Raw genomic sequence first — 17,197 nt, 5'->3', positions numbered from 1 at the left:
TTTGGCAGATTGTAGATAAAAAATAAGGCAAGAACAGATCTTGCCTTATTAAACATTGCTTAGTTAATACTAAGGTTTGGGAGGTTTGATGGGAGGAGTAGGAGGAATATGTCCTGTTTCTCCACCGGTATCATCATCACCCATGACGATGATGGTAGTTTCATCATTATTATTGTTTGTATCACATTGTCCTGCAAAAAAGGACAGCCAAAATGCTAATATCAACGATATCATTTTTTTAAGTTTTTAATTATGAATGGATACTGCTGCCGGCGAACAGGCCGGTGCAGGAGATAGTGGGTAAGCAGCGCTACTTACCTGTTGCGGGAAGTGGGAGTGGTACTGATTGCGGAAGCTTTTAAAGAGGCTTCCCATCCTTTTTTCAACGACCGTTTTCAATACCGTTGCGAAACCGGCCCTGTACAGTGCAACTCTTAGCAAAGGAGTTTTAACCGATTCGCAAAACGAAGATAGAAGGGGGTAATACGTTGATTAGCAAACGATTCCGATAATTCCGGCAATTCCGAATAGATTCCGATTATGCCGGAGCAATTCCGATAATTCCGGCTCTTGTACTTAAAATTTTTATAGCAATGTCTTCAGTTTACGCAAAACAAGTTCTACAAGAATATAAAACTAAAAGAGCGTCAAGCGCTCTTTCACCTGCATTAGTCCATCCGACCCCAGCCAAACTGAGAGACGAATGCCTGCTTGTTTTTAAAGAAAGATTTAAAAGAAAAGATGAGCATATATTAAGGTTTTTCTTTGGCCCTACTGATGACATTACTCAATATCCAAAACTCATTGACAAATGTGATATTGATCGTTTTAGACCTCTTGTCAATATTTTACGAAACCCGGAAAGAAAAACTGATGATATTAATATTGAACTACTTGCCTGGCTGATTAATTTTGAACCCAGGCCTTTTGATGTTTTCAATAGCCCTTTGTCAAAAGATTTTACAAATACGGAGACTAATCCATCAAATGAAGAGCAACCGGACAAAATTCCACCCAAAGAAAAAGAAGGAGGGAAAGTTCCTCCCATACCACCGGAGCCTGAACATACTGTATACAGCTCCCCCAAAAAGCATTCTTTAAAAAAGATTGGAATTTATACGAGCATTCTGATTTTTGTTATCACCGGTATATATATAATATACAACAGCAATAAATCTACATCCGATACACCCATGGTTATGGGAAAAACCCTGAACGGCCCCGAAGCCTGTATGTACTGGACAGGCGATCATTATGAACAGGTATCCTGTCAGGATAAAAAAGACGGCTTAGTCATTGCACTGGACAGTTTTAAACTGCAGCATTTCCGGAAGATTACCCGGCCGGATACGATCACACAAAATCATGTAGGGAGGGTATGGTATATAAAAAACGGTGGCGACATTGAATTTTATACAGCTGATGGCATGCATCCTGTAGAGATTAAAAAAAGACTGAAACCCGCCACAGCCTATATCATTGACAAGTATATTCTTTCCCGCACAAATTAATCCCGGCTTTACGGTTTTCCCTCACCTCCGCTCCCGGGGCATGTATACTTTGTGCAAAAGACATTACATATGCTCCCCAGCCGTATTATTATTTTGCTGTTTATACTGGCAGCCTGCATTCATTTTTTCGGAAGAAAAGAAAAACCACCTGCACCTGGTTTTAAATACGGAGCCAATATCCCATCCTACCAAACAACTTATAAAGTAGTACGGATCAAAGACGGTGACACTTTTGTTTTACTGGCCGGCCGGCAAGAACTGGTCGTCAGACTGGCCCATATTGACTGCCCGGAGAAAAAACAACCCTTCAGTCAGCAGGCAAAACAATTTGCATCCGATCTCTGCTTTGGCAAGTATGTGACCATACTGCATCAAGATGTATACGATCGTAATAAAAGACTGATCGCAGAGATCCTGCTTGATGACGGCAGAAATGTAAATATGGAATTAGTTAAAAACGGGCTTGCCTGGCATTATAAAAAATATTCTGACAACGCTGTATATGCCGCATTGGAAATTACGGCAAGAGAAGAAGGTGTGGGTATATGGTCCGGCACAGAGCCGGTGGCCCCCTGGTTATGGAGAAAAAAAAGATAACACAGGCTATTCCGGTTTCCCGTAAAAACAAAGCCTATCCGCTTTATATCTTGGCTGCAGATTTTAGCACACCATATATAAAGACAACCATGACAGACAAGGTATACTACGGAGAAAAACTTTTTGATCCGAAATGGATCGCCAAGCGCAAACGTATTTTACAACGCGACAGTAATCAATGTACCATTTGTGGTAAGAACGAAGGGAGACTGCATGTTCACCACAAACAGTACCATATCATCAAGCGCTTACACAAACATGTGGACCCCTGGGATTATCATGACAACCTCCTAACTACTTTATGCGAAAGTTGTCATAGCAGAGGACACTACCGTTATAAAATACCAATAAAATATATTTAATCACCGCCATAAACTAACACAATGGGCTTTTTTGACATATTCAAAACTAAAAAGCCGGAAGTCATTGAACTACCGGCCGTAAAGACAGAACTTCCTGAGATAAAGGAAGAAGATTTTATAGACAATTCCGACCCTACCGGAGAAAACGGACTGCATTCACTCGAATACGGCTCCAAACTGCCTATCGATATCATTTATGGTTTTTTAAAAGAAGACTATGAAAACAAAGCTTATACCGATGCGCTGACCAACCCCGATAAATCTTATAAGGAGTCGAATATAGCGATCATCCGCAGCAGCCTGGAGATAAAGTTCAAGCAGGTTTTTCTAAAGTATGAGGATATGTTAAGGGAGATTGATTTTCATATTCACTCCCGGGGACAGGCCGGGTTAACGGATGTGGTAGAGTTATTAAGATCAAAAAAAATAACCTACGAGAAACATGTGGAGGAGTTAAACCGTATGAAAGAAGACCTTGAAAATGAAGCCTTATATATGACCGGCTTATTTAAGTCTTACGAGGTAGGCTTTACCCGCGGACTGGCATCCCTTTCCTTACACAGTTTAAAAATAGATACTACATTATGAAAAACTGGTGGATAAAAACCGCGTGCTTACTAACAGGCTGGAATTACCAGATCCTCAGAACCTGTACGGAAGCCAGCAGAAAGCAATTAAAAAAATATGCTTCTGCCATATTGATATTAATTATTCTGTGGGCTTTTATCGGCTATTCATTTGCCGAAAGGTATGTAAATGCTCCCTGGTGGGCCTGTCTTATTGTGTCCGTAATCTTTGTTGTCATCATTGTACAAATAGAACGGCAGATCATTTTAACGATCGGTAAAAACAGGGGGCTGGCCATTTTCCGTTTTATCATCGCTTTTATCATGGCCATACTCGGATCAGCAATACTGGATCAAACCATTTTTAAAGATGATATAGAAAAAAAGATGGTACAGATAGTAGACCGCCAGGTAAATGAACAATTACCCAACCGGCTCACTATTATTGACAAAAAATTACAGGAATTACAAACGGAAATAGATTCACTGGATAAAAAAAACCTGGAGTTATACGAAGAGATATCCAAACGTCCTACCATCACCACCGTTTCTACCAGTGTAACCCATTCAAAGGTGAAACAGGCGGACGGCAGTATCATTACCCTGCCACAGCGAACAGTTTCTACTACCCCTATATCCAATCCAAAAGCCAAGGAGGCCGAGATCAACAATAATCACCTGGAAGAATTACGTAAGCAAAAAGAAGAATACTCGCTGAAGAAAATACAAACGGAGGGATCACTGAGGGAGGAATTAAAATCAAAACAAGGGTTTCTGGAAGAGTTAAATGCTATTCTTGAAATTTTGATCGAGAAGCCGATCGCACTGGTTTTTTATTCGATTCTCTTCGTGTTTTTAATGTCGCTTGAACTGTTTGTGGTGGTTAGTAAAGTAGGGGATGAAAAATCGGATTACGACCTGATTGTAGGCCACCAGCTGGAACAAAAGAAACTAACATTAAACCACCTGAAAACCAAAGAACAACCGCCTAACGCTTTTTCTTAACCTATCATCAATCTTTCAATATGGAATGGAAATACAGACCGGATTTCAAAGCTTTTCCCGGTATTAAATTATCCTATGGCAAAAAAGGTATTAGTACCAATATCGTTTTACCGCAGGCCTCGCCGGCAGAAGAATTAAAACGCCGGCAGGAAAAACTATCCCACCAACTGCACAAGCCTTATGAAGCTCAGCACGAAATTAAAAGTGCGGCTATAGACAAGCTGACTTCCGCCAGTTTACAGGATTTTAAAAACTTACTCTTACAGGCTTCAGCATCACATGTAGATACCGGTCAGCTGTTAAACCAGGCCCGGCAATTATATACAAACAAACATAAAAAGCTGAGCAGGCTCCAGCATGTCCTGTTAAAGCGTTTCTTTAAAAAACGTATTGCTCGGCTCGAAGCCGAAACCTCATCCCTTACTGAAGAGATGAATGAATTGACCGAACAACTTCAGTTATCTGTGATTAACCTGGAAATTGACAGTGAGGATATTTACTTTGACCTGTATAAAAATCTCCGGGAAGCATTTTTGTTATTGAAACAATCGCATAAAAAATGGGACCTTACCAGTTCTAAACGTACGAACCGGGTAGCAGAAAGAACAGCAGCCGACTCGACCATTACCCGGTCTGAAATAGAACTACTGGAAAAATCTTTGCCCATCATACAGACCCCCACCCCATCCTTTTGCCTGCACAATATAAATGGCGGTGATATGTATATATTCCCGGCCTTCATGATCATTTATGAATCAAAAGATGACTTTGCGCTGATTGATTACACTGATATTAAAATAAGTTATCGCATCCAGAAATTTATTGAAGACGAAGCCGTACCCAAGGATTCACATATAGCAGGTTATACCTGGTATAAAGTAAATAAGGATGGTTCCCGCGACCGGCGTTTTTCTGATAACTACCAGATACCCATTGCCGAATATGGTGAAATAAGTATTCGTTCCAATAATGGTGTAAACGAACTGTTCAGTTTTAGTAACAAAGAGTATGCGGTTTTATTTTACAAGGCTATGCACGACTATATAGATAGTCTTACTACGGCCAGGAACATGCTGGCAAGCTTTCAGCAACATACCTGATATTATTATCTACGCAATCATACTTAAATCAACAAAAATGAGAAAAAACCTTGTTGCCGTTTTCTTACTGCTCTCTTCTGCCATCGCCTGCGGGCAAAAGAAGATTGATACAGTTACCTTATCAAATGGTAAAACCATTGTCATATACGACAATAAGACCTGGGCCTATACCAATAATAAGCCAAAGCTCCTCTCCAAAGAGCTTACAGACACGCCAAGGACAAACGGCACAAATAATTCCGGAACCAATAATCATTCTGGCGGCAAAAGCAGTAGCAGCAGTAAATCAGGTTACTCATCCACCTGCGGGGCTCCTACCAAAAAAGGCGGCGCCTGCCAGCGTAAGGTATCCGGGGGAGGAAGATGCTGGCAACATTAAGAGCAGTAAGTCCCGGGATAGAAAAAGGCTGTTGCCGGAACCCATATTCCGGCAACAGCCTTGTATTGTTTGTGCTACTTTATAATTTAATGATACACTTTGCCTTAAAATAACAGCAGGTCTACAATCTGCTGTAAGAACTTTTCGTCTTCGGTATCAAAGCTGTCATAGGTATCGCTGTCCACATCCAGCACAGCTACTACCTCACCGTTGCGGATAACCGGTATCACAATCTCCGATTTCGATAAGCTACTGCAGGCAATATGCCCGGGGAACTTTTCAACATCGGGTACGATCAGGGTTTTGGCCTGTGCCCAACTACTACCACATACGCCCCTGCCCTTTTTTATACGGGTGCACGCTACCGGTCCCTGGAAAGGCGCCAGCACCAGCTCATCACCTTTTACCAGGTAAAAACCAACCCAAAACCAGCCGAACTGTTCTTTCAGGGCGGCCACCGTATTGGCCAGGTTAGCGATCAGATCAGGCTCACCCTGTAACAAGGCTGCTATCTGCGGTATTAATGTTTCATATTGCGTGGTTTTATTGCCGGAGGCAATGGTAAGATCTTCTGCCATTTTGCAAAGATAAAGCAGCGTTTTAATATCAGCTAAAATGTATTCCCCTGTTGGCTCCCGGGTCAGGTGATACAGGTAAGATAGAAAAACACAATAAATACCCAAAGAGCCTATAAACCCTTTACGCTATAAAAAATACCCATGTACAATATCATACACGGGTATAGCAGACCGTCCAAGAAACCTGTACCAGCAATTTATTATTTATATGACCCATAGCCTGTTCACTGCATTGAACAGCAGGCCTGGAGGCTTCTTAATATCCGGCAAATATCATCATACCATTGCATGGCGGAAAGAGGAAAAAGATGGTATTTACATCAGAAAAACACCCTGTACCCGGAGAAAACAGCAGCGCATGGACAGGAATATACCGGGTTGGTTTATACCTAACGTATTATCATTGACTGATATAGAACAATTCTTGCATTGATCTAAAAAGAAGGCACTACATAACCTTCCTTAAACAAAAGTGCCGGATCCGTAGCAGTGCCGGGGTTAGTGAACAGGAATTACCAGTTTATTGACCCATAATTGCTCCCTGTCAAAATACTCCATAAACCGATCTATCATGAACGAACGGTTAATTCCAGTTACCGCATGATATACCTGCTTACCATTGATGATCACTGTAACCGGAAGCTGAAGATTAACCATAGCCGGCGACAGGTAGATGGTAACTGTATCTACCTGTGAGGTATTGATGGTAAAAGTATTATTCAGGTAAACAGCATGAACCTGCCCCGTTTTCTCACCATAAAGGTATCGTCTCTCCTCACCATCGGCACTGAAGGTTACAACAGAATCTGTCTGATGGTATAGGGAAGGTGGCCGATTGGTGTTTACGCTCACCTGTATCCAGTCGATGCCAGTAAATAGTTCGTAGTTGTAGGTTTTATGATAGTTGATAGTGGCCGGGAATGGATTCCTGCTCCTTCTTTTCATATCACTGAACATCAAGGGCAGTACATCCTGCTGGTATGACCTGTAGTTATGCTTTTTTTCAGGTAACAACCAAAATCGCCAGTCAGCACCAAGTGTGGCAGCATAAGCGGCCTTCGTTAAAATACTACGCGGTTCCGTCAGTTCATCTTTTTCGGCCACAAACGAAAAGAGTGGCCTGCTTTTATAATTGGGAAATTGTGGCGCACTCACAATGGGTGCATTAATAGGATAGAAACAGGCAAACGCTGCAGGAACAAGATTGGCTGCTAAATAAACCGTTTTACCACCATCCGAAAAACCGGCAAGGAACACTTTATTATCATCAATATTAAATACTTTTTTTACCGCGGTGATCATTTGCTGAAGATGTAAATAACCATAGTTTCCATAGATGGCCAGCTTACTTTCTAAAACGGGGAATATTTCAATAATGTTCTGTTCATCCAGGTAGTCAAGAGTGGGATTATCTTTTATTATTTCCTTTGGGTAACCGGAGGGTATTGTACTACGTGATAGCCATCCTCCTTTATAATAGATAAGCAAGGTAGTTTTTACAGCCGGGTTATAGTTTTTGGGAATATACACCAGGTATGGTACGGTGTAGTTAGTATCGAGCTGTACTATATATTCACATATAATGCCTGTTTTGGCAGGAACAGGGTATTTAGCCCAGTTTGATAGCTGGCTATATAGTGCTGAATCCGTTACCTGTTTATCAGCACCCAATTTATGCACCTCATCTATATAAAAGTTTGATTGCAGGCCATATTGTTTCGGATTCAGCTGTTTCTTTAAAGCAACTGAATCCATTGCCAAAAAAGATTTCCACCGGCTCTGCGCATTCAGTGTTAGCACGCAAACAACCAGTATATTAAACAGAAGGAAAGAATATCTCATCGTTTTTAGGCGTAAAATTAATGAGCGGCAATCCTAAAAAATTGTATTTATACGACATTCTTCGTATCATAAAAAAACCAGACTGTGCCGTTTTCTCCCACCAGGGTACAGTGTTCAAAAAATTGTCTTGGCGACAAACTGGTAAACCGTTTGAAGGTTTTTGTGAGGGAAGCCTGGTCAAAATAACCACTTTCGTAAGCCAGCTGGGTTAGATTTTGATCTCTTTTCAACACCGCCTTTTGCTGCATAATATAACGAAAGCGTGAAATAACCCGGAAGATCTCTGGCGTCATGGCCAGTTCTTTTTGAAATAAGCGGTTGAGATTACGCGGGCTCATAAAAGCCTTCGCCGCAACAGCCTGTATGGTTTCCTGTTCCGTAACATTGCCTAATAACTCCACTGCCGTATACAAATGTTCAAAATCTTTTTCCCGGTATTGTGCAGCAAGAAAAGTTTCGAGTATAGTAATTTTATCATTGATGTCAGCAGCAGCAAAGCATTGACCGCTCATATCTTCCCATTGGTGAGCGTTGGCCGGTAAAAACGGCTGTACATCTTCTTTAGCCAGCACATGATAATCTTCCCGGATAAAATGGTTCAGACCCAGCGGATAAAAAACAATACCAATTTTATCCAGCCGGCCTTCTTGTTTTACGGTTTTGATACTTTGCTGGCGGGTCAGCAATTGCAATAAACTATTTCCCTTTCCACATTCAATATTATAAAGGTCATGGTTTTGTTCAATAACAGCATTTTTGTAAAAACTCAGCGTAGAATAAGTATGGGGGAAGAAAGAGTATTTTTTCTCAAAGCCGGCATCATCAGCCTGGTCAAAATAGAAATAAGCAATATGCTTTTTCAGGATATCCCGCTGAGGTTGAAAACTTTGGAAGTTAGAATACATACGTGACAAATACTGTTCATAAATTTAACACCAAATCCAATAACATGTTACATTTTTAAATATTATCCTAGTAAGAAAGACGGGGCACGGTTGATAACATCTAAAAACTTTTGTATATTTATAGCACCATCATTAAAATTTATACAAGCCACTGCAACAAATGGAAAATGAAGTTTCATTTTTAGAAGATATTATTATTCCCCAAAGAAAGAAAAGCAAACAATACAATCTCATTACCGTTTTTGGGCTGTTGTTCCTTTTATATTTTATTTTGTTATTTACGTTCGGTAACCAAATTACAAGGTCCTCTTCGCAGACTATGCCCTTCATCGTTATTATGATGCTGCCGGTTTTGGGCCTGCTTTTCCATATCACCGGCCGAAAAACAGGCTGGATATTGAATACCATTTTTTATACACTTATCATCTCCATCGTATCAGCGAATATAATTTCCAATATTATAATGGCAGAAAAGCTAGGGACTTACATGGCCTTTAACTGGCGAAGCCTGGTACCATTTTTACTCACCCTTACATTAGTGATACTTCTATTATCCAAAACTGTAAGACGATATTTTAATGTAAGCAGTTTACTCCTGGTCATCTGCCTGGGCATTCCCATTGCGCTGGGATTAATATATTTTTTTACGCTGTTAAACAGGATTGAGTAAAAAGGAGGCCGGGTCAGGCTACCTATATTTTCTTTCTTTTATCATAAATGGCCTTACGGTAATCAATACCCCAGTTTGCGATCTCATCAATAATTTTTTCCAGGGTTTTACCAAATTCCGTTACATCATAAGCTACCGTAACCGGTTTGGTATTTAATACCGTACGGGTAACCAGCCTGTTCATTTCCATATCCTGCAACTCTTTGGATAACATTTTGGGTGCAATGCCATCCACCTCCCTCAACAGGTCCATAAAACGCATAGAACCACTTTGAAGTAAGGTGCCCAAAATATGGAATTTCCATTTGCCGGATAATATCTCCATGGTATCCTTAATGGCGGTGATCCTTTTCTTACATGTGAGAGTGGTATTGATACTGGCCTGTTTTTTCATATCGTTCGATTTGATGAACAAAATTACCATATAAAGTTACCAAAGTATAACCAGTTACCAAAAGGTAACCAGTTTCCGATGGGTAACAGGTATCAATTATAAAGTAGCTAACGTATACCTTTGTACAGTAAACAACCCATTCTTTTATAAAGGACTGTTCATGCAGTATAAACTGGTTTTTGCCTTATTAAGCAGCGCTTTTTTAAACAGCTGCGGCGCACAAAAAAATGACTCAACCATGTTAAAAACAAACCCGCTTTTATGTGATCCGGCAGAAGGTTTCTGTGCCATGCCCGATACTAATCAACAAACAGCACAAACAATAGTTAATAAAGAAAAGAGCTTAAAAGTCATTTATTTTACCGACCCCATCTGTTCTTCCTGCTGGGGTATAGAACCACAATTAAGAAAGCTGAAACTGGAATATGGCAACAGTATTACTATTGAATACCGTATGGGCGGCCTGTTACCAGACTGGAGTTATAACAGCGGCGGTATCAGCAAACCTTCTGACGTAGCCCATCACTGGGATGAAGTAAGCCTGTATTATGACATGCCTATTGACGGCGATGTATGGCTGGAAGACCCTCTGCATTCTTCCTACCCGCCTTCGATCGCTTTTAAAGCGGCTACCTTACAGGACCCCGAAAAAGCCATCCTCTTTTTAAGAGCATTAAGGGAACAGGTGTTTTTACAAAAAAAGAACATCACGAAATGGGAACATATTGCAGCCGCAGCAAAAACAGCGGGACTAAACGAAGAGCAGTTAAAAAACGATTTTGATGGAAAAGCTAAAAAACTTTTTGAAGAAGACCTCAGCCTGGCCAGGGAATTGAATGTAAGGGGTTTTCCTACAATGTTTTTTATTGACCAGGCCGGCAAAAAAGAAATTGTATACGGATCCAAACCATATTCCCAGTATGAAGCAGCTATTGTAAAGCTGACTCCCGGCACTACTAAAGAGATATTTCAAAAAGACTGGCAGGCTTTGTTTTCAAAGTATACCTCGTTAACAGCCAACGAGTTCTCCACATTATCCGGAGTATCCAGGAAAGACGCAGAAATACAATTAAATGAACTTTCCGATAAAGGGCTTTTAAGAAAAACCATCACTAAAAACGGATCACTATGGTATCATCCATAAAATGATTTACCACAATCACGAAAATGCTGTATGTAAATTATATACAGCATTTTTGTTTAAATAACCCGGTATAACTCCTTAACACCTGCACAGCTTTAGGCGCTCAAAGAAATAATAACAACCTGGATAAAAAAAGCTTACCTTACATAAGTCAATTTGAGTTTTATAGCGCTTGTAAACAGATTTCCTTCCCTTTTTATTTTACACCTGCATTTTTCTCAAGTATTTCATCAAACTTAATTTAAGATCAACATGAACATTTATGTGGCTAACCTGGGCTATGCTGTCCTGGACAATGATTTAACCAACCTGTTTAATACCTATGGTACGGTAACCTCCGCCAAAATAATTACAGACAAATTTTCGGGCCACAGCAAAGGTTTTGGCTTTGTAGAGATGGCCGATGATGCTGCCGCACATAATGCCATCAGCCAGTTGAACGGCATTATGATGGACGGAAGACCACTAAAAATATCTGAAGCAAAACCCCGGGAAGAAAGGAATAACAAAAACAGTCTTACAAAACGCTGGTAACTCAGAAAGGTATATGAAGATTGATGCCACTTATCTTATGGTTGTTTTTAACAACGAGGCCAGGCGTGTATTCCTGCAGGTAAACAATATTTTTGAAAGTGTAGCCATGCACATCAGCCGGACCAGTGACGAAAACCTGTTTCAACAAACAAAAGCCCGTTATACCGATGAGCTGAAAGAAAGACTGGAGATTATTTTTAAAAACTTAAAAGAATCGCATAGCGATATGCAGGATATGGAACAATTTTCACACAGGGCAAAAGATGCGATCAATTATTACCTGCAACAGTTTTTACAATATGGCAATTAACACAGGCCGGCATCCTGTGTTATCCGATCACATAATTTTTTATCCAGTTTAAAACAGCAATCTCGCTTTTTATATCTTCCGGTAAACGTTCATGCAACTTTTGTTCGATCATCCTTCCCAAACCGGAACTAAATTTCTCCGTATACACAGAACATGCATTAATAATAAAAAGAACCTGGAAGCCATTGTATTTGTCAAAAATTCTCCTGGATGGATCACCCGTATACATACCTGCGCTGGTTTCTACCCATACATATTTTTTACCTGTCAGATCCTGTTTTGAAAAATGCATAATTTAATATTTAACAGTTAGTCTATCCCAAGCTTCATGGCATAAGTTTATTCCTCAACATATAAACCTGTTCTACAATCAGCTATAAAAAGTGGTCACAAGTAAAGAAAGATAAGATGATAATGAAAAGAGAAGAAAAGTAATTATCTGCTCCTGCTAATCCCGACTGGTGGAAAGGTAGGCTTTAATCGGGGTTATTCCTATTTTATAAAAAACAAGGGCATTCCTGGCACGGTTTTCCATTTATTGATAATACACTAGACCGGACTGGTACCGGCCGGTATGAACTTTTATTGTTAATCATCTAAAATATAGCAATATGGAATCGTGGAAACTTAAACTCAAAGGCACCTGGAACGAAGTGAAAGGTAAAGTGAAACAAAAATATGCAGACCTCACAGAAGATGATCTGTTATACGAGGAAGGTAAAGATGATGAACTGTTAGGAAGGATCCAGAAAAAAATTGGAAAAACCAAGGAAGAAGTAAAGGAATGGATCGAAAGTCTATAATACCTGCTTCTTATTTTTCCGGATACTTTATGTTCAAAATTAAAAGCCGCTGTTCTTACAGCGGTTTTTAAGCTTTTATGATACCCTGTATGAAACACTCCATTGACTTATATCAATGGTTTTTCTTGTCCTAAAGCAATGGCCGGCGCCATGGCCGGTAATAACTTTGCCTTTCCAACTTAACGCATAAGTATTCTAAACATACCTAAAAACAAAACAGATGAAAAAAATCTTACTTGCAGCACTTGCATTTGTATCATTGACCGCTTTCGTTACTTTTAACAACACCTGGGAAAATGACGATGCACATTCCCAGATACAATTTACGGTAACCCACTTAGGTGTTAGCGATGTATCGGGCACTTTCAATGATTTTGATGTAACCGTACAATCATCCAAAGCCGATTTCAGTGACGCGGTATTTGAGCTGTCGGCTAAAACGTCCTCTATCAATACCCGTATTGAAGCCAGGGATAACCATTTAAAAAGCGCTGATTTTTTTGATGTGGAAAAGTTCCCTACATTAAACTTTAAAAGTACCGGTATTAAGAAAGCGGGTAAAAATAAATACAAACTGGCAGGTAATCTTACTTTACACGGTGTTACCAAACCCGTTAGCCTGGATCTTACTTACCGTGGTTTGGTAGAAAACCCCATGAGTAAAAAACAAACTGCCGGTTTCCAGATCACCGGTACCATTAAACGTTCTGATTTTAAAGTAGGTGATAAATTCCCCGCAGCTATGGTGAGCGATGAAGTACGCATCAAAGCCGATGGTGAGTTTACACAAACTGAAACCAAATAATTACTTACAGATATTAACTTTATTAAAAAACGCATACCCGGTGTATGCGTTTTTTATTTAAGGCATTCATTTAAAATTAACGTCTTTCTCCTATCATTCTATCGGTCAAACTTCTAACTTTACCTATTCAACATTATTGATATAAAATATATACTATGAGCACAATTACGTTTAAAGGCAATGAAGTACATACATCAGGCAGTTTACCGCAAAATGGTCAGGCTGCACCGGCTTTTGAGTTAACGGCGTCAGACCTGTCAGAAAAATCATTACAGGATTACCAGGGAAAGAAACTGGTGCTGAATATTTTCCCCAGTGTAGATACAGGTGTTTGTGCCGCTTCGGTAAGAAAATTCAATGCAGAAGCCTCCGGCCTGGATAATACCACGGTTTTATGTATTTCCAATGACCTGCCTTTTGCATTGAGCCGTTTTTGTGCTGCTGAGGGATTGAATAACGTGGAAAGTTTATCGGCTTTCAGAAGCAGCTTTGGCAGTGATTATGGCGTAACCCTGACCGACTCGCCTTTAAAAGGTTTATTAAGCCGTGCCGTAGTAACGGTTGATGAGAACGGCAAAGTGTTATATGCTGAACAGGTACCTGAAATTGCGCAGGAGCCGGACTACAGCGCCGCCCTGGCATCATTGAAATAAGTGATTTTTTTACAGTAAAACGGCCACGGAAATATTTATCCGTGGCCGTTTATATTTTATAAGGAAAATGTACAGCGTAAAAACATCGCCCCCGTTAAGGAGCGATGTTACGTTTAATGCTGATCAGTATTTTTAATAACGGGCATTATAATAATCGCTGATGCCACAGGCGGTTTTATAACGCAACTCGTTCATAATGGTGCGGATGATCTCGTCATTGGAAGGCGCAAACTCCGGCCGCTGATTAATTAATTTCTTGTCGTTATCACTTAAAGCTCTTTCATCACCGGTATAGGTAGTAATAGTGGTCATCCAGCGGTAATCACCTGTGAAAGTGTTGCTCCAGATGCGGCGGTTGTGCTGATCCATAATGGAAGCCTGTAACAAACCATCTGCCTGTAATGTACGGGTAGTGGTGGTTATTTTTGCCCTCACGGTAATATACTCGTAGGTAACGGAGTCCTTTTTATGCACGATCTCTTTGGCCACAATTTGTTTGCTTACCTCACGGGTACTGCGCTGATCGCGGTAACGGCCGATATTGATATCACTGAAACGGAGGTCAACGGTATTATCAGCCACTGCATAAGGATCAGCATCGTTGTGGAAAGCCAGGAACTGGCCACGGTTATTTTGCTGTACATAACGCAGCAGGTCATAATCAAAAGCCTGGTAATCGTAACTGAAAGAGCTGTACTGGAAACCATAACGTACCACCGGCCTTATTACCACATGGGTTACGGCATTGGCGTAGGCCTCGTCCATTTTTTGTTTAATAACAATATCATTCGGTTTCAGGCTCAGTGCTTTCTGAAACTCGTAATAAGCGTTCTTATACCCTGTTTTTGTTTGCTGGTTCATCAGGGCATCCCCTCTTTGTTCACGGGCATTACCCGCCTGGTCTTTATAGGTAGTAATAAAGGAGGTATAATCGGTGGGGTTCACCAACTGGTAAGCATCCGGGTATTTTTTAATAGCATTGTATAAACGCTGCAAGCTCTGGTATTCGCTGTAAATTTTTTCGTAGCGAAGATCCGACTGGCTTAACAGTTGCGCATTGATCCTCGTTTCATGATCTTCAATAGCGTACTGGTAAGCATTCAGGATAATATCCTGCAGGGCAACATCATTCGGCTTTTTAGCCAGTTCTTTGGCAGCAAGCGATACAGCCTGTTCGTACTGCCCTTTGGCGTACATTTTTTTGGCAGTTTTGCAGGAGTATAGGGTAGTTACCGCTAAAAGTATGATTAAGTAAAATTTTGCTTTCATACGCGTTCTTTATTGTATGACTGTTTAGGGACTTTAAAAATTACAGGTAATTAACGAATTACAAATCTATTAACATAATGGCATCGGCAAACTAAAGCGGGGCAATTGTTATTAACTTTTATAAACCAGGTTCAGCGGAAAAGGAATTAAAACAGCTGAGCAGCGAAACTGGTGTACAAGTGTGCGACGCAACCGGGCTGCCAGGAGTACCGCAGCCGGGTACAAAAAAAAGCCTACTCATTCTTTAAAATATCGCGGATAAAATTGTGGTATTCATTAAACTTAGGCAGGTTATTATGCCCGCCGCCGTGAATGCGTATGAGGGTAATTTTTTTAGGGCGAATAGCCTGCAGCCGTTCACTATGCCTGATAGGAATTAGCCGGTCCCTGGTACCATGCAGGATATAGGTATGGCAGCTAACGCTGCGTATCCACAGGTCGGTACGCAGGTGGTACCGCAATACATAACGAACAGGCAGCACGGGTAAAAAACGTTCCACCACTTTTTTAAAATTGTAATACGGTGCATCCAGTATAAGGTAACGGGGTTTATTATCGCTGGCAATTTTTGTGGCAAAGCCACTGCCAATGCTGCGGCCGTATACAATAATATGATCTTCGGAATACTGCTCCGCCAGCCTTTCATACACAAACTGCATATCTTCCAGCATCTCTTTTTCGTTACGTTTACCGGTGCTTTTACCAAAACCCCGGTAATCTACCAGCACCACATCATAATTATACCGGTAAAAATCGTTGGCGTATTTAGCCCAGCCTTTAATACTGCGGCTGTTGCCATGAAAATAGAGGATGAGTCCGTTAGGCGCCGGGCGGTAAAAATGCAGCCCATTGATACTAACACCTGGTTCAATATCAAAAAACAGTTCTTTAAAGGGAGTATCGTATTTAAACTGGAAGTCCCTATGCAGTTTTTCGGGTTTAAAAATAAACCTGTCCTGCAAAAAAAATGCAAGCACGGAGAGCGCCACAATGGCCAATAATATATACCAGACTAGGACAGGCAAACAAAAGCGTTTCAGCTAAGATAGGTTATTAGCAGCTGTTTTACTATCAGCTGCTGTTTATGGCATAAAAAAAGCCACGGAAACCCGTGGCTCTGTACTAAAACTTTATACAACTTATTTTATCTTGTTGATAGATAAGTCCTGTACGGTAGAAATGCTTTTACTGATCTCGTAAATGCTTACTGCATTACTTTTACGGTTAACCACTTCAAAGCGCAGGTCATTCTCTTCCACCTCAGCTGTGTTCAACTGGAACTTACGGCTGATATTGGTTCCTTTTACTTTTTCGGTATATAACACTTCACCGGCAGCATCTTTAATTACAATGCTGTACTCAGCTTCCTGCAGGTTATTTAAATCCAGCTTATAAACAGGCTGGTTGTTTAAATTACCGATAAAGGTTAACTGAACTGGTTTTTCTTCGTTGTTGTTGTTTGCTACAGCGGGAGTAGCAAAAGCTACAGTTACTAATGCAATGATTGCAAATGCCAGGGTACGGAAGTTTAATGTTTGTTTTTTCATGACTTTACTTTTAATAATTATAATAAGGGGCTATACTTTACTACGTTTCTGGGTCACAATCGCCGGGCGGCAAGCATTTGTTAGGAAAGATCACCTGTTTTTTACCCTTTACCAGGTGTTATCTTGTTTGATGGTGTAAAAGTAATACGGGAATAGTGGCGATAAAAACCAACTTACGCCTGATTTTTGCGTGTTAAACACATCCTTTTTGGGGCAAAACCCT

Annotated in this window: 23 protein-coding genes; 14 read left to right on the top strand and 9 right to left on the bottom strand. The window is 40.5% G+C overall.

The window, feature by feature from the left end; translation table 11 throughout:
- Positions 1–69 precede the first annotated feature (69 nt).
- Positions 70–234 carry a hypothetical protein gene (locus tag ACFS6H_RS11685; RefSeq protein WP_386098605.1) on the bottom strand — a complete coding sequence of 55 codons (165 nt, stop codon included), beginning with the start codon at positions 232–234 and terminating at the stop codon, positions 70–72.
- A gap of 359 nt (positions 235–593) precedes the next feature.
- On the opposite strand from ACFS6H_RS11685, the gene ACFS6H_RS11680 reads away from it, so the two are divergent.
- The 7 genes from ACFS6H_RS11680 to ACFS6H_RS11650 all read left to right on the top strand — a co-directional run bounded on the left by ACFS6H_RS11680 (position 594) and on the right by ACFS6H_RS11650 (position 5,520).
- Positions 594–1,511 (top strand): hypothetical protein, encoded by a 918-nt coding sequence (locus ACFS6H_RS11680; protein WP_386098602.1) that lies wholly within the window; start codon positions 594–596, stop codon positions 1,509–1,511.
- Between the two features lie 69 nt (positions 1,512–1,580).
- Positions 1,581–2,108, top strand: a complete 528-nt coding sequence (locus tag ACFS6H_RS11675) for a thermonuclease family protein (RefSeq protein ID WP_386098599.1) — start codon at positions 1,581–1,583, stop codon at positions 2,106–2,108.
- 89 nt (positions 2,109–2,197) lie between these two features.
- The gene (locus tag ACFS6H_RS11670; protein WP_386098596.1) at positions 2,198–2,470 is read left to right on the top strand and encodes an HNH endonuclease; all 273 of its coding nucleotides are present in this window, start codon (positions 2,198–2,200) and stop codon (positions 2,468–2,470) included.
- Positions 2,471–2,491: 21 nt separating this feature from the next.
- Positions 2,492–3,058, top strand: a complete 567-nt coding sequence (locus tag ACFS6H_RS11665; protein WP_386098593.1) for a hypothetical protein — start codon at positions 2,492–2,494, stop codon at positions 3,056–3,058.
- Positions 3,055–4,041, top strand: coding sequence for a DUF4407 domain-containing protein (locus ACFS6H_RS11660; RefSeq protein ID WP_386098590.1), 987 nt, complete (start codon positions 3,055–3,057; stop codon positions 4,039–4,041). The genes ACFS6H_RS11665 and ACFS6H_RS11660 overlap by 4 nt, the downstream gene beginning before the upstream one ends.
- Positions 4,042–4,061: 20 nt before the next feature.
- Entirely contained in the window at positions 4,062–5,141 is a 1,080-nt protein-coding gene (locus ACFS6H_RS11655; protein WP_386098587.1) for a hypothetical protein, read from the top strand.
- A 37-nt stretch (positions 5,142–5,178) separates the two neighbouring features.
- Positions 5,179–5,520 carry a DUF3157 family protein gene (locus tag ACFS6H_RS11650; protein ID WP_386098584.1) on the top strand — a complete coding sequence of 114 codons (342 nt, stop codon included), beginning with the start codon at positions 5,179–5,181 and terminating at the stop codon, positions 5,518–5,520.
- A 104-nt stretch (positions 5,521–5,624) separates the two neighbouring features.
- Here ACFS6H_RS11650 and ACFS6H_RS11645 read toward each other — a convergent pair whose 3' ends face one another.
- The 3 genes from ACFS6H_RS11645 to ACFS6H_RS11635 all read right to left on the bottom strand — a co-directional run bounded on the left by ACFS6H_RS11645 (position 5,625) and on the right by ACFS6H_RS11635 (position 8,845).
- On the bottom strand, positions 5,625–6,098 hold the full coding sequence (locus ACFS6H_RS11645; protein ID WP_386098581.1) for a GAF domain-containing protein: 474 nt from the start codon (positions 6,096–6,098) through the stop codon (positions 5,625–5,627).
- Positions 6,099–6,596: 498 nt separating this feature from the next.
- Complete coding sequence (locus tag ACFS6H_RS11640) at positions 6,597–7,853, bottom strand: hypothetical protein (protein ID WP_386098578.1); 1,257 nt, start codon at positions 7,851–7,853, stop codon at positions 6,597–6,599.
- Positions 7,854–7,987: 134 nt separating this feature from the next.
- Positions 7,988–8,845, bottom strand: coding sequence for a helix-turn-helix transcriptional regulator (locus ACFS6H_RS11635; RefSeq protein ID WP_386098575.1), 858 nt, complete (start codon positions 8,843–8,845; stop codon positions 7,988–7,990).
- 160 nt (positions 8,846–9,005) lie between these two features.
- Here ACFS6H_RS11635 and ACFS6H_RS11630 point away from each other — a divergent pair, with 160 nt between their 5' ends.
- Complete coding sequence (locus ACFS6H_RS11630) at positions 9,006–9,515, top strand: hypothetical protein (protein WP_386098572.1); 510 nt, start codon at positions 9,006–9,008, stop codon at positions 9,513–9,515.
- 22 nt (positions 9,516–9,537) lie between these two features.
- Here the strand turns inward: ACFS6H_RS11630 and ACFS6H_RS11625 are convergent, their stop codons facing one another.
- The gene (locus ACFS6H_RS11625) at positions 9,538–9,909 is read right to left on the bottom strand and encodes a winged helix-turn-helix transcriptional regulator (RefSeq protein ID WP_386098569.1); all 372 of its coding nucleotides are present in this window, start codon (positions 9,907–9,909) and stop codon (positions 9,538–9,540) included.
- Positions 9,910–10,069: 160 nt separating this feature from the next.
- On the opposite strand from ACFS6H_RS11625, the gene ACFS6H_RS11620 reads away from it, so the two are divergent.
- The 3 genes from ACFS6H_RS11620 (at position 10,070) to ACFS6H_RS11610 (ending at position 11,897) form a co-directional block, all read left to right on the top strand.
- Positions 10,070–11,053 (top strand): DsbA family protein, encoded by a 984-nt coding sequence (locus ACFS6H_RS11620; RefSeq protein ID WP_386098566.1) that lies wholly within the window; start codon positions 10,070–10,072, stop codon positions 11,051–11,053.
- A gap of 252 nt (positions 11,054–11,305) precedes the next feature.
- Complete coding sequence (locus tag ACFS6H_RS11615; protein WP_386098563.1) at positions 11,306–11,587, top strand: RNA recognition motif domain-containing protein; 282 nt, start codon at positions 11,306–11,308, stop codon at positions 11,585–11,587.
- A 13-nt stretch (positions 11,588–11,600) separates the two neighbouring features.
- On the top strand, positions 11,601–11,897 hold the full coding sequence (locus ACFS6H_RS11610; RefSeq protein ID WP_386098560.1) for a hypothetical protein: 297 nt from the start codon (positions 11,601–11,603) through the stop codon (positions 11,895–11,897).
- A gap of 19 nt (positions 11,898–11,916) precedes the next feature.
- Here the strand turns inward: ACFS6H_RS11610 and ACFS6H_RS11605 are convergent, their stop codons facing one another.
- Positions 11,917–12,189, bottom strand: a complete 273-nt coding sequence (locus ACFS6H_RS11605) for a hypothetical protein (RefSeq protein ID WP_386098557.1) — start codon at positions 12,187–12,189, stop codon at positions 11,917–11,919.
- Between the two features lie 319 nt (positions 12,190–12,508).
- On the opposite strand from ACFS6H_RS11605, the gene ACFS6H_RS11600 reads away from it, so the two are divergent.
- The 3 genes from ACFS6H_RS11600 to tpx all read left to right on the top strand — a co-directional run bounded on the left by ACFS6H_RS11600 (position 12,509) and on the right by tpx (position 14,158).
- The gene (locus ACFS6H_RS11600; RefSeq protein ID WP_386098554.1) at positions 12,509–12,700 is read left to right on the top strand and encodes a CsbD family protein; all 192 of its coding nucleotides are present in this window, start codon (positions 12,509–12,511) and stop codon (positions 12,698–12,700) included.
- A 220-nt stretch (positions 12,701–12,920) separates the two neighbouring features.
- Positions 12,921–13,505, top strand: coding sequence for a YceI family protein (locus ACFS6H_RS11595; RefSeq protein ID WP_386098550.1), 585 nt, complete (start codon positions 12,921–12,923; stop codon positions 13,503–13,505).
- A gap of 155 nt (positions 13,506–13,660) precedes the next feature.
- Positions 13,661–14,158, top strand: coding sequence for a thiol peroxidase (gene tpx, locus ACFS6H_RS11590; RefSeq protein ID WP_386098547.1), 498 nt, complete (start codon positions 13,661–13,663; stop codon positions 14,156–14,158).
- 132 nt (positions 14,159–14,290) lie between these two features.
- Here tpx and ACFS6H_RS11585 read toward each other — a convergent pair whose 3' ends face one another.
- The 3 genes from ACFS6H_RS11585 to ACFS6H_RS11575 form a co-directional block, all read right to left on the bottom strand.
- Positions 14,291–15,427, bottom strand: coding sequence for a hypothetical protein (locus tag ACFS6H_RS11585; protein WP_386098544.1), 1,137 nt, complete (start codon positions 15,425–15,427; stop codon positions 14,291–14,293).
- Between the two features lie 233 nt (positions 15,428–15,660).
- A complete protein-coding gene (locus ACFS6H_RS11580) occupies positions 15,661–16,452 on the bottom strand; it encodes an alpha/beta hydrolase (RefSeq protein WP_386098541.1) in 792 nt (263 codons plus the stop codon).
- Positions 16,453–16,566: 114 nt separating this feature from the next.
- Positions 16,567–16,974: a hypothetical protein gene (locus ACFS6H_RS11575; RefSeq protein ID WP_386098538.1), complete on the bottom strand. Its 408-nt coding sequence runs from the start codon at positions 16,972–16,974 to the stop codon at positions 16,567–16,569.
- Positions 16,975–17,197: the final 223 nt, after the last annotated feature.

It is taken from the genome of Terrimonas rubra, assembly GCF_042686025.1.
Classification (GTDB): domain Bacteria; phylum Bacteroidota; class Bacteroidia; order Chitinophagales; family Chitinophagaceae; genus Terrimonas; species Terrimonas rubra.
Note: the sequence above shows the minus strand (reverse complement) of the source record. Positions and strands in the feature narration are given on the sequence as shown.

Bases quoted from the DNA above. Each gene is read 5' to 3' on its own strand.
- ACFS6H_RS11685 (WP_386098605.1), bottom strand. From the start codon at position 234: ATGATATCGTTGATATTAGCATTTTGGCTGTCCTTTTTTGCAGGACAA.
- ACFS6H_RS11680 (WP_386098602.1), top strand. From the start codon at position 594: ATGTCTTCAGTTTACGCAAAACAAGTTCTACAAGAATATAAAACTAAA.
- ACFS6H_RS11675 (WP_386098599.1), top strand. From the start codon at position 1,581: ATGCTCCCCAGCCGTATTATTATTTTGCTGTTTATACTGGCAGCCTGC.
- ACFS6H_RS11670 (WP_386098596.1), top strand. From the start codon at position 2,198: ATGACAGACAAGGTATACTACGGAGAAAAACTTTTTGATCCGAAATGG.
- ACFS6H_RS11665 (WP_386098593.1), top strand. From the start codon at position 2,492: ATGGGCTTTTTTGACATATTCAAAACTAAAAAGCCGGAAGTCATTGAA.
- ACFS6H_RS11660 (WP_386098590.1), top strand. From the start codon at position 3,055: ATGAAAAACTGGTGGATAAAAACCGCGTGCTTACTAACAGGCTGGAAT.
- ACFS6H_RS11655 (WP_386098587.1), top strand. From the start codon at position 4,062: ATGGAATGGAAATACAGACCGGATTTCAAAGCTTTTCCCGGTATTAAA.
- ACFS6H_RS11650 (WP_386098584.1), top strand. From the start codon at position 5,179: ATGAGAAAAAACCTTGTTGCCGTTTTCTTACTGCTCTCTTCTGCCATC.
- ACFS6H_RS11645 (WP_386098581.1), bottom strand. From the start codon at position 6,098: ATGGCAGAAGATCTTACCATTGCCTCCGGCAATAAAACCACGCAATAT.
- ACFS6H_RS11640 (WP_386098578.1), bottom strand. From the start codon at position 7,853: ATGGATTCAGTTGCTTTAAAGAAACAGCTGAATCCGAAACAATATGGC.
- ACFS6H_RS11635 (WP_386098575.1), bottom strand. From the start codon at position 8,845: ATGTATTCTAACTTCCAAAGTTTTCAACCTCAGCGGGATATCCTGAAA.
- ACFS6H_RS11630 (WP_386098572.1), top strand. From the start codon at position 9,006: ATGGAAAATGAAGTTTCATTTTTAGAAGATATTATTATTCCCCAAAGA.
- ACFS6H_RS11625 (WP_386098569.1), bottom strand. From the start codon at position 9,909: ATGAAAAAACAGGCCAGTATCAATACCACTCTCACATGTAAGAAAAGG.
- ACFS6H_RS11620 (WP_386098566.1), top strand. From the start codon at position 10,070: ATGCAGTATAAACTGGTTTTTGCCTTATTAAGCAGCGCTTTTTTAAAC.
- ACFS6H_RS11615 (WP_386098563.1), top strand. From the start codon at position 11,306: ATGAACATTTATGTGGCTAACCTGGGCTATGCTGTCCTGGACAATGAT.
- ACFS6H_RS11610 (WP_386098560.1), top strand. From the start codon at position 11,601: ATGAAGATTGATGCCACTTATCTTATGGTTGTTTTTAACAACGAGGCC.
- ACFS6H_RS11605 (WP_386098557.1), bottom strand. From the start codon at position 12,189: ATGCATTTTTCAAAACAGGATCTGACAGGTAAAAAATATGTATGGGTA.
- ACFS6H_RS11600 (WP_386098554.1), top strand. From the start codon at position 12,509: ATGGAATCGTGGAAACTTAAACTCAAAGGCACCTGGAACGAAGTGAAA.
- ACFS6H_RS11595 (WP_386098550.1), top strand. From the start codon at position 12,921: ATGAAAAAAATCTTACTTGCAGCACTTGCATTTGTATCATTGACCGCT.
- tpx (WP_386098547.1), top strand. From the start codon at position 13,661: ATGAGCACAATTACGTTTAAAGGCAATGAAGTACATACATCAGGCAGT.
- ACFS6H_RS11585 (WP_386098544.1), bottom strand. From the start codon at position 15,427: ATGAAAGCAAAATTTTACTTAATCATACTTTTAGCGGTAACTACCCTA.
- ACFS6H_RS11575 (WP_386098538.1), bottom strand. From the start codon at position 16,974: ATGAAAAAACAAACATTAAACTTCCGTACCCTGGCATTTGCAATCATT.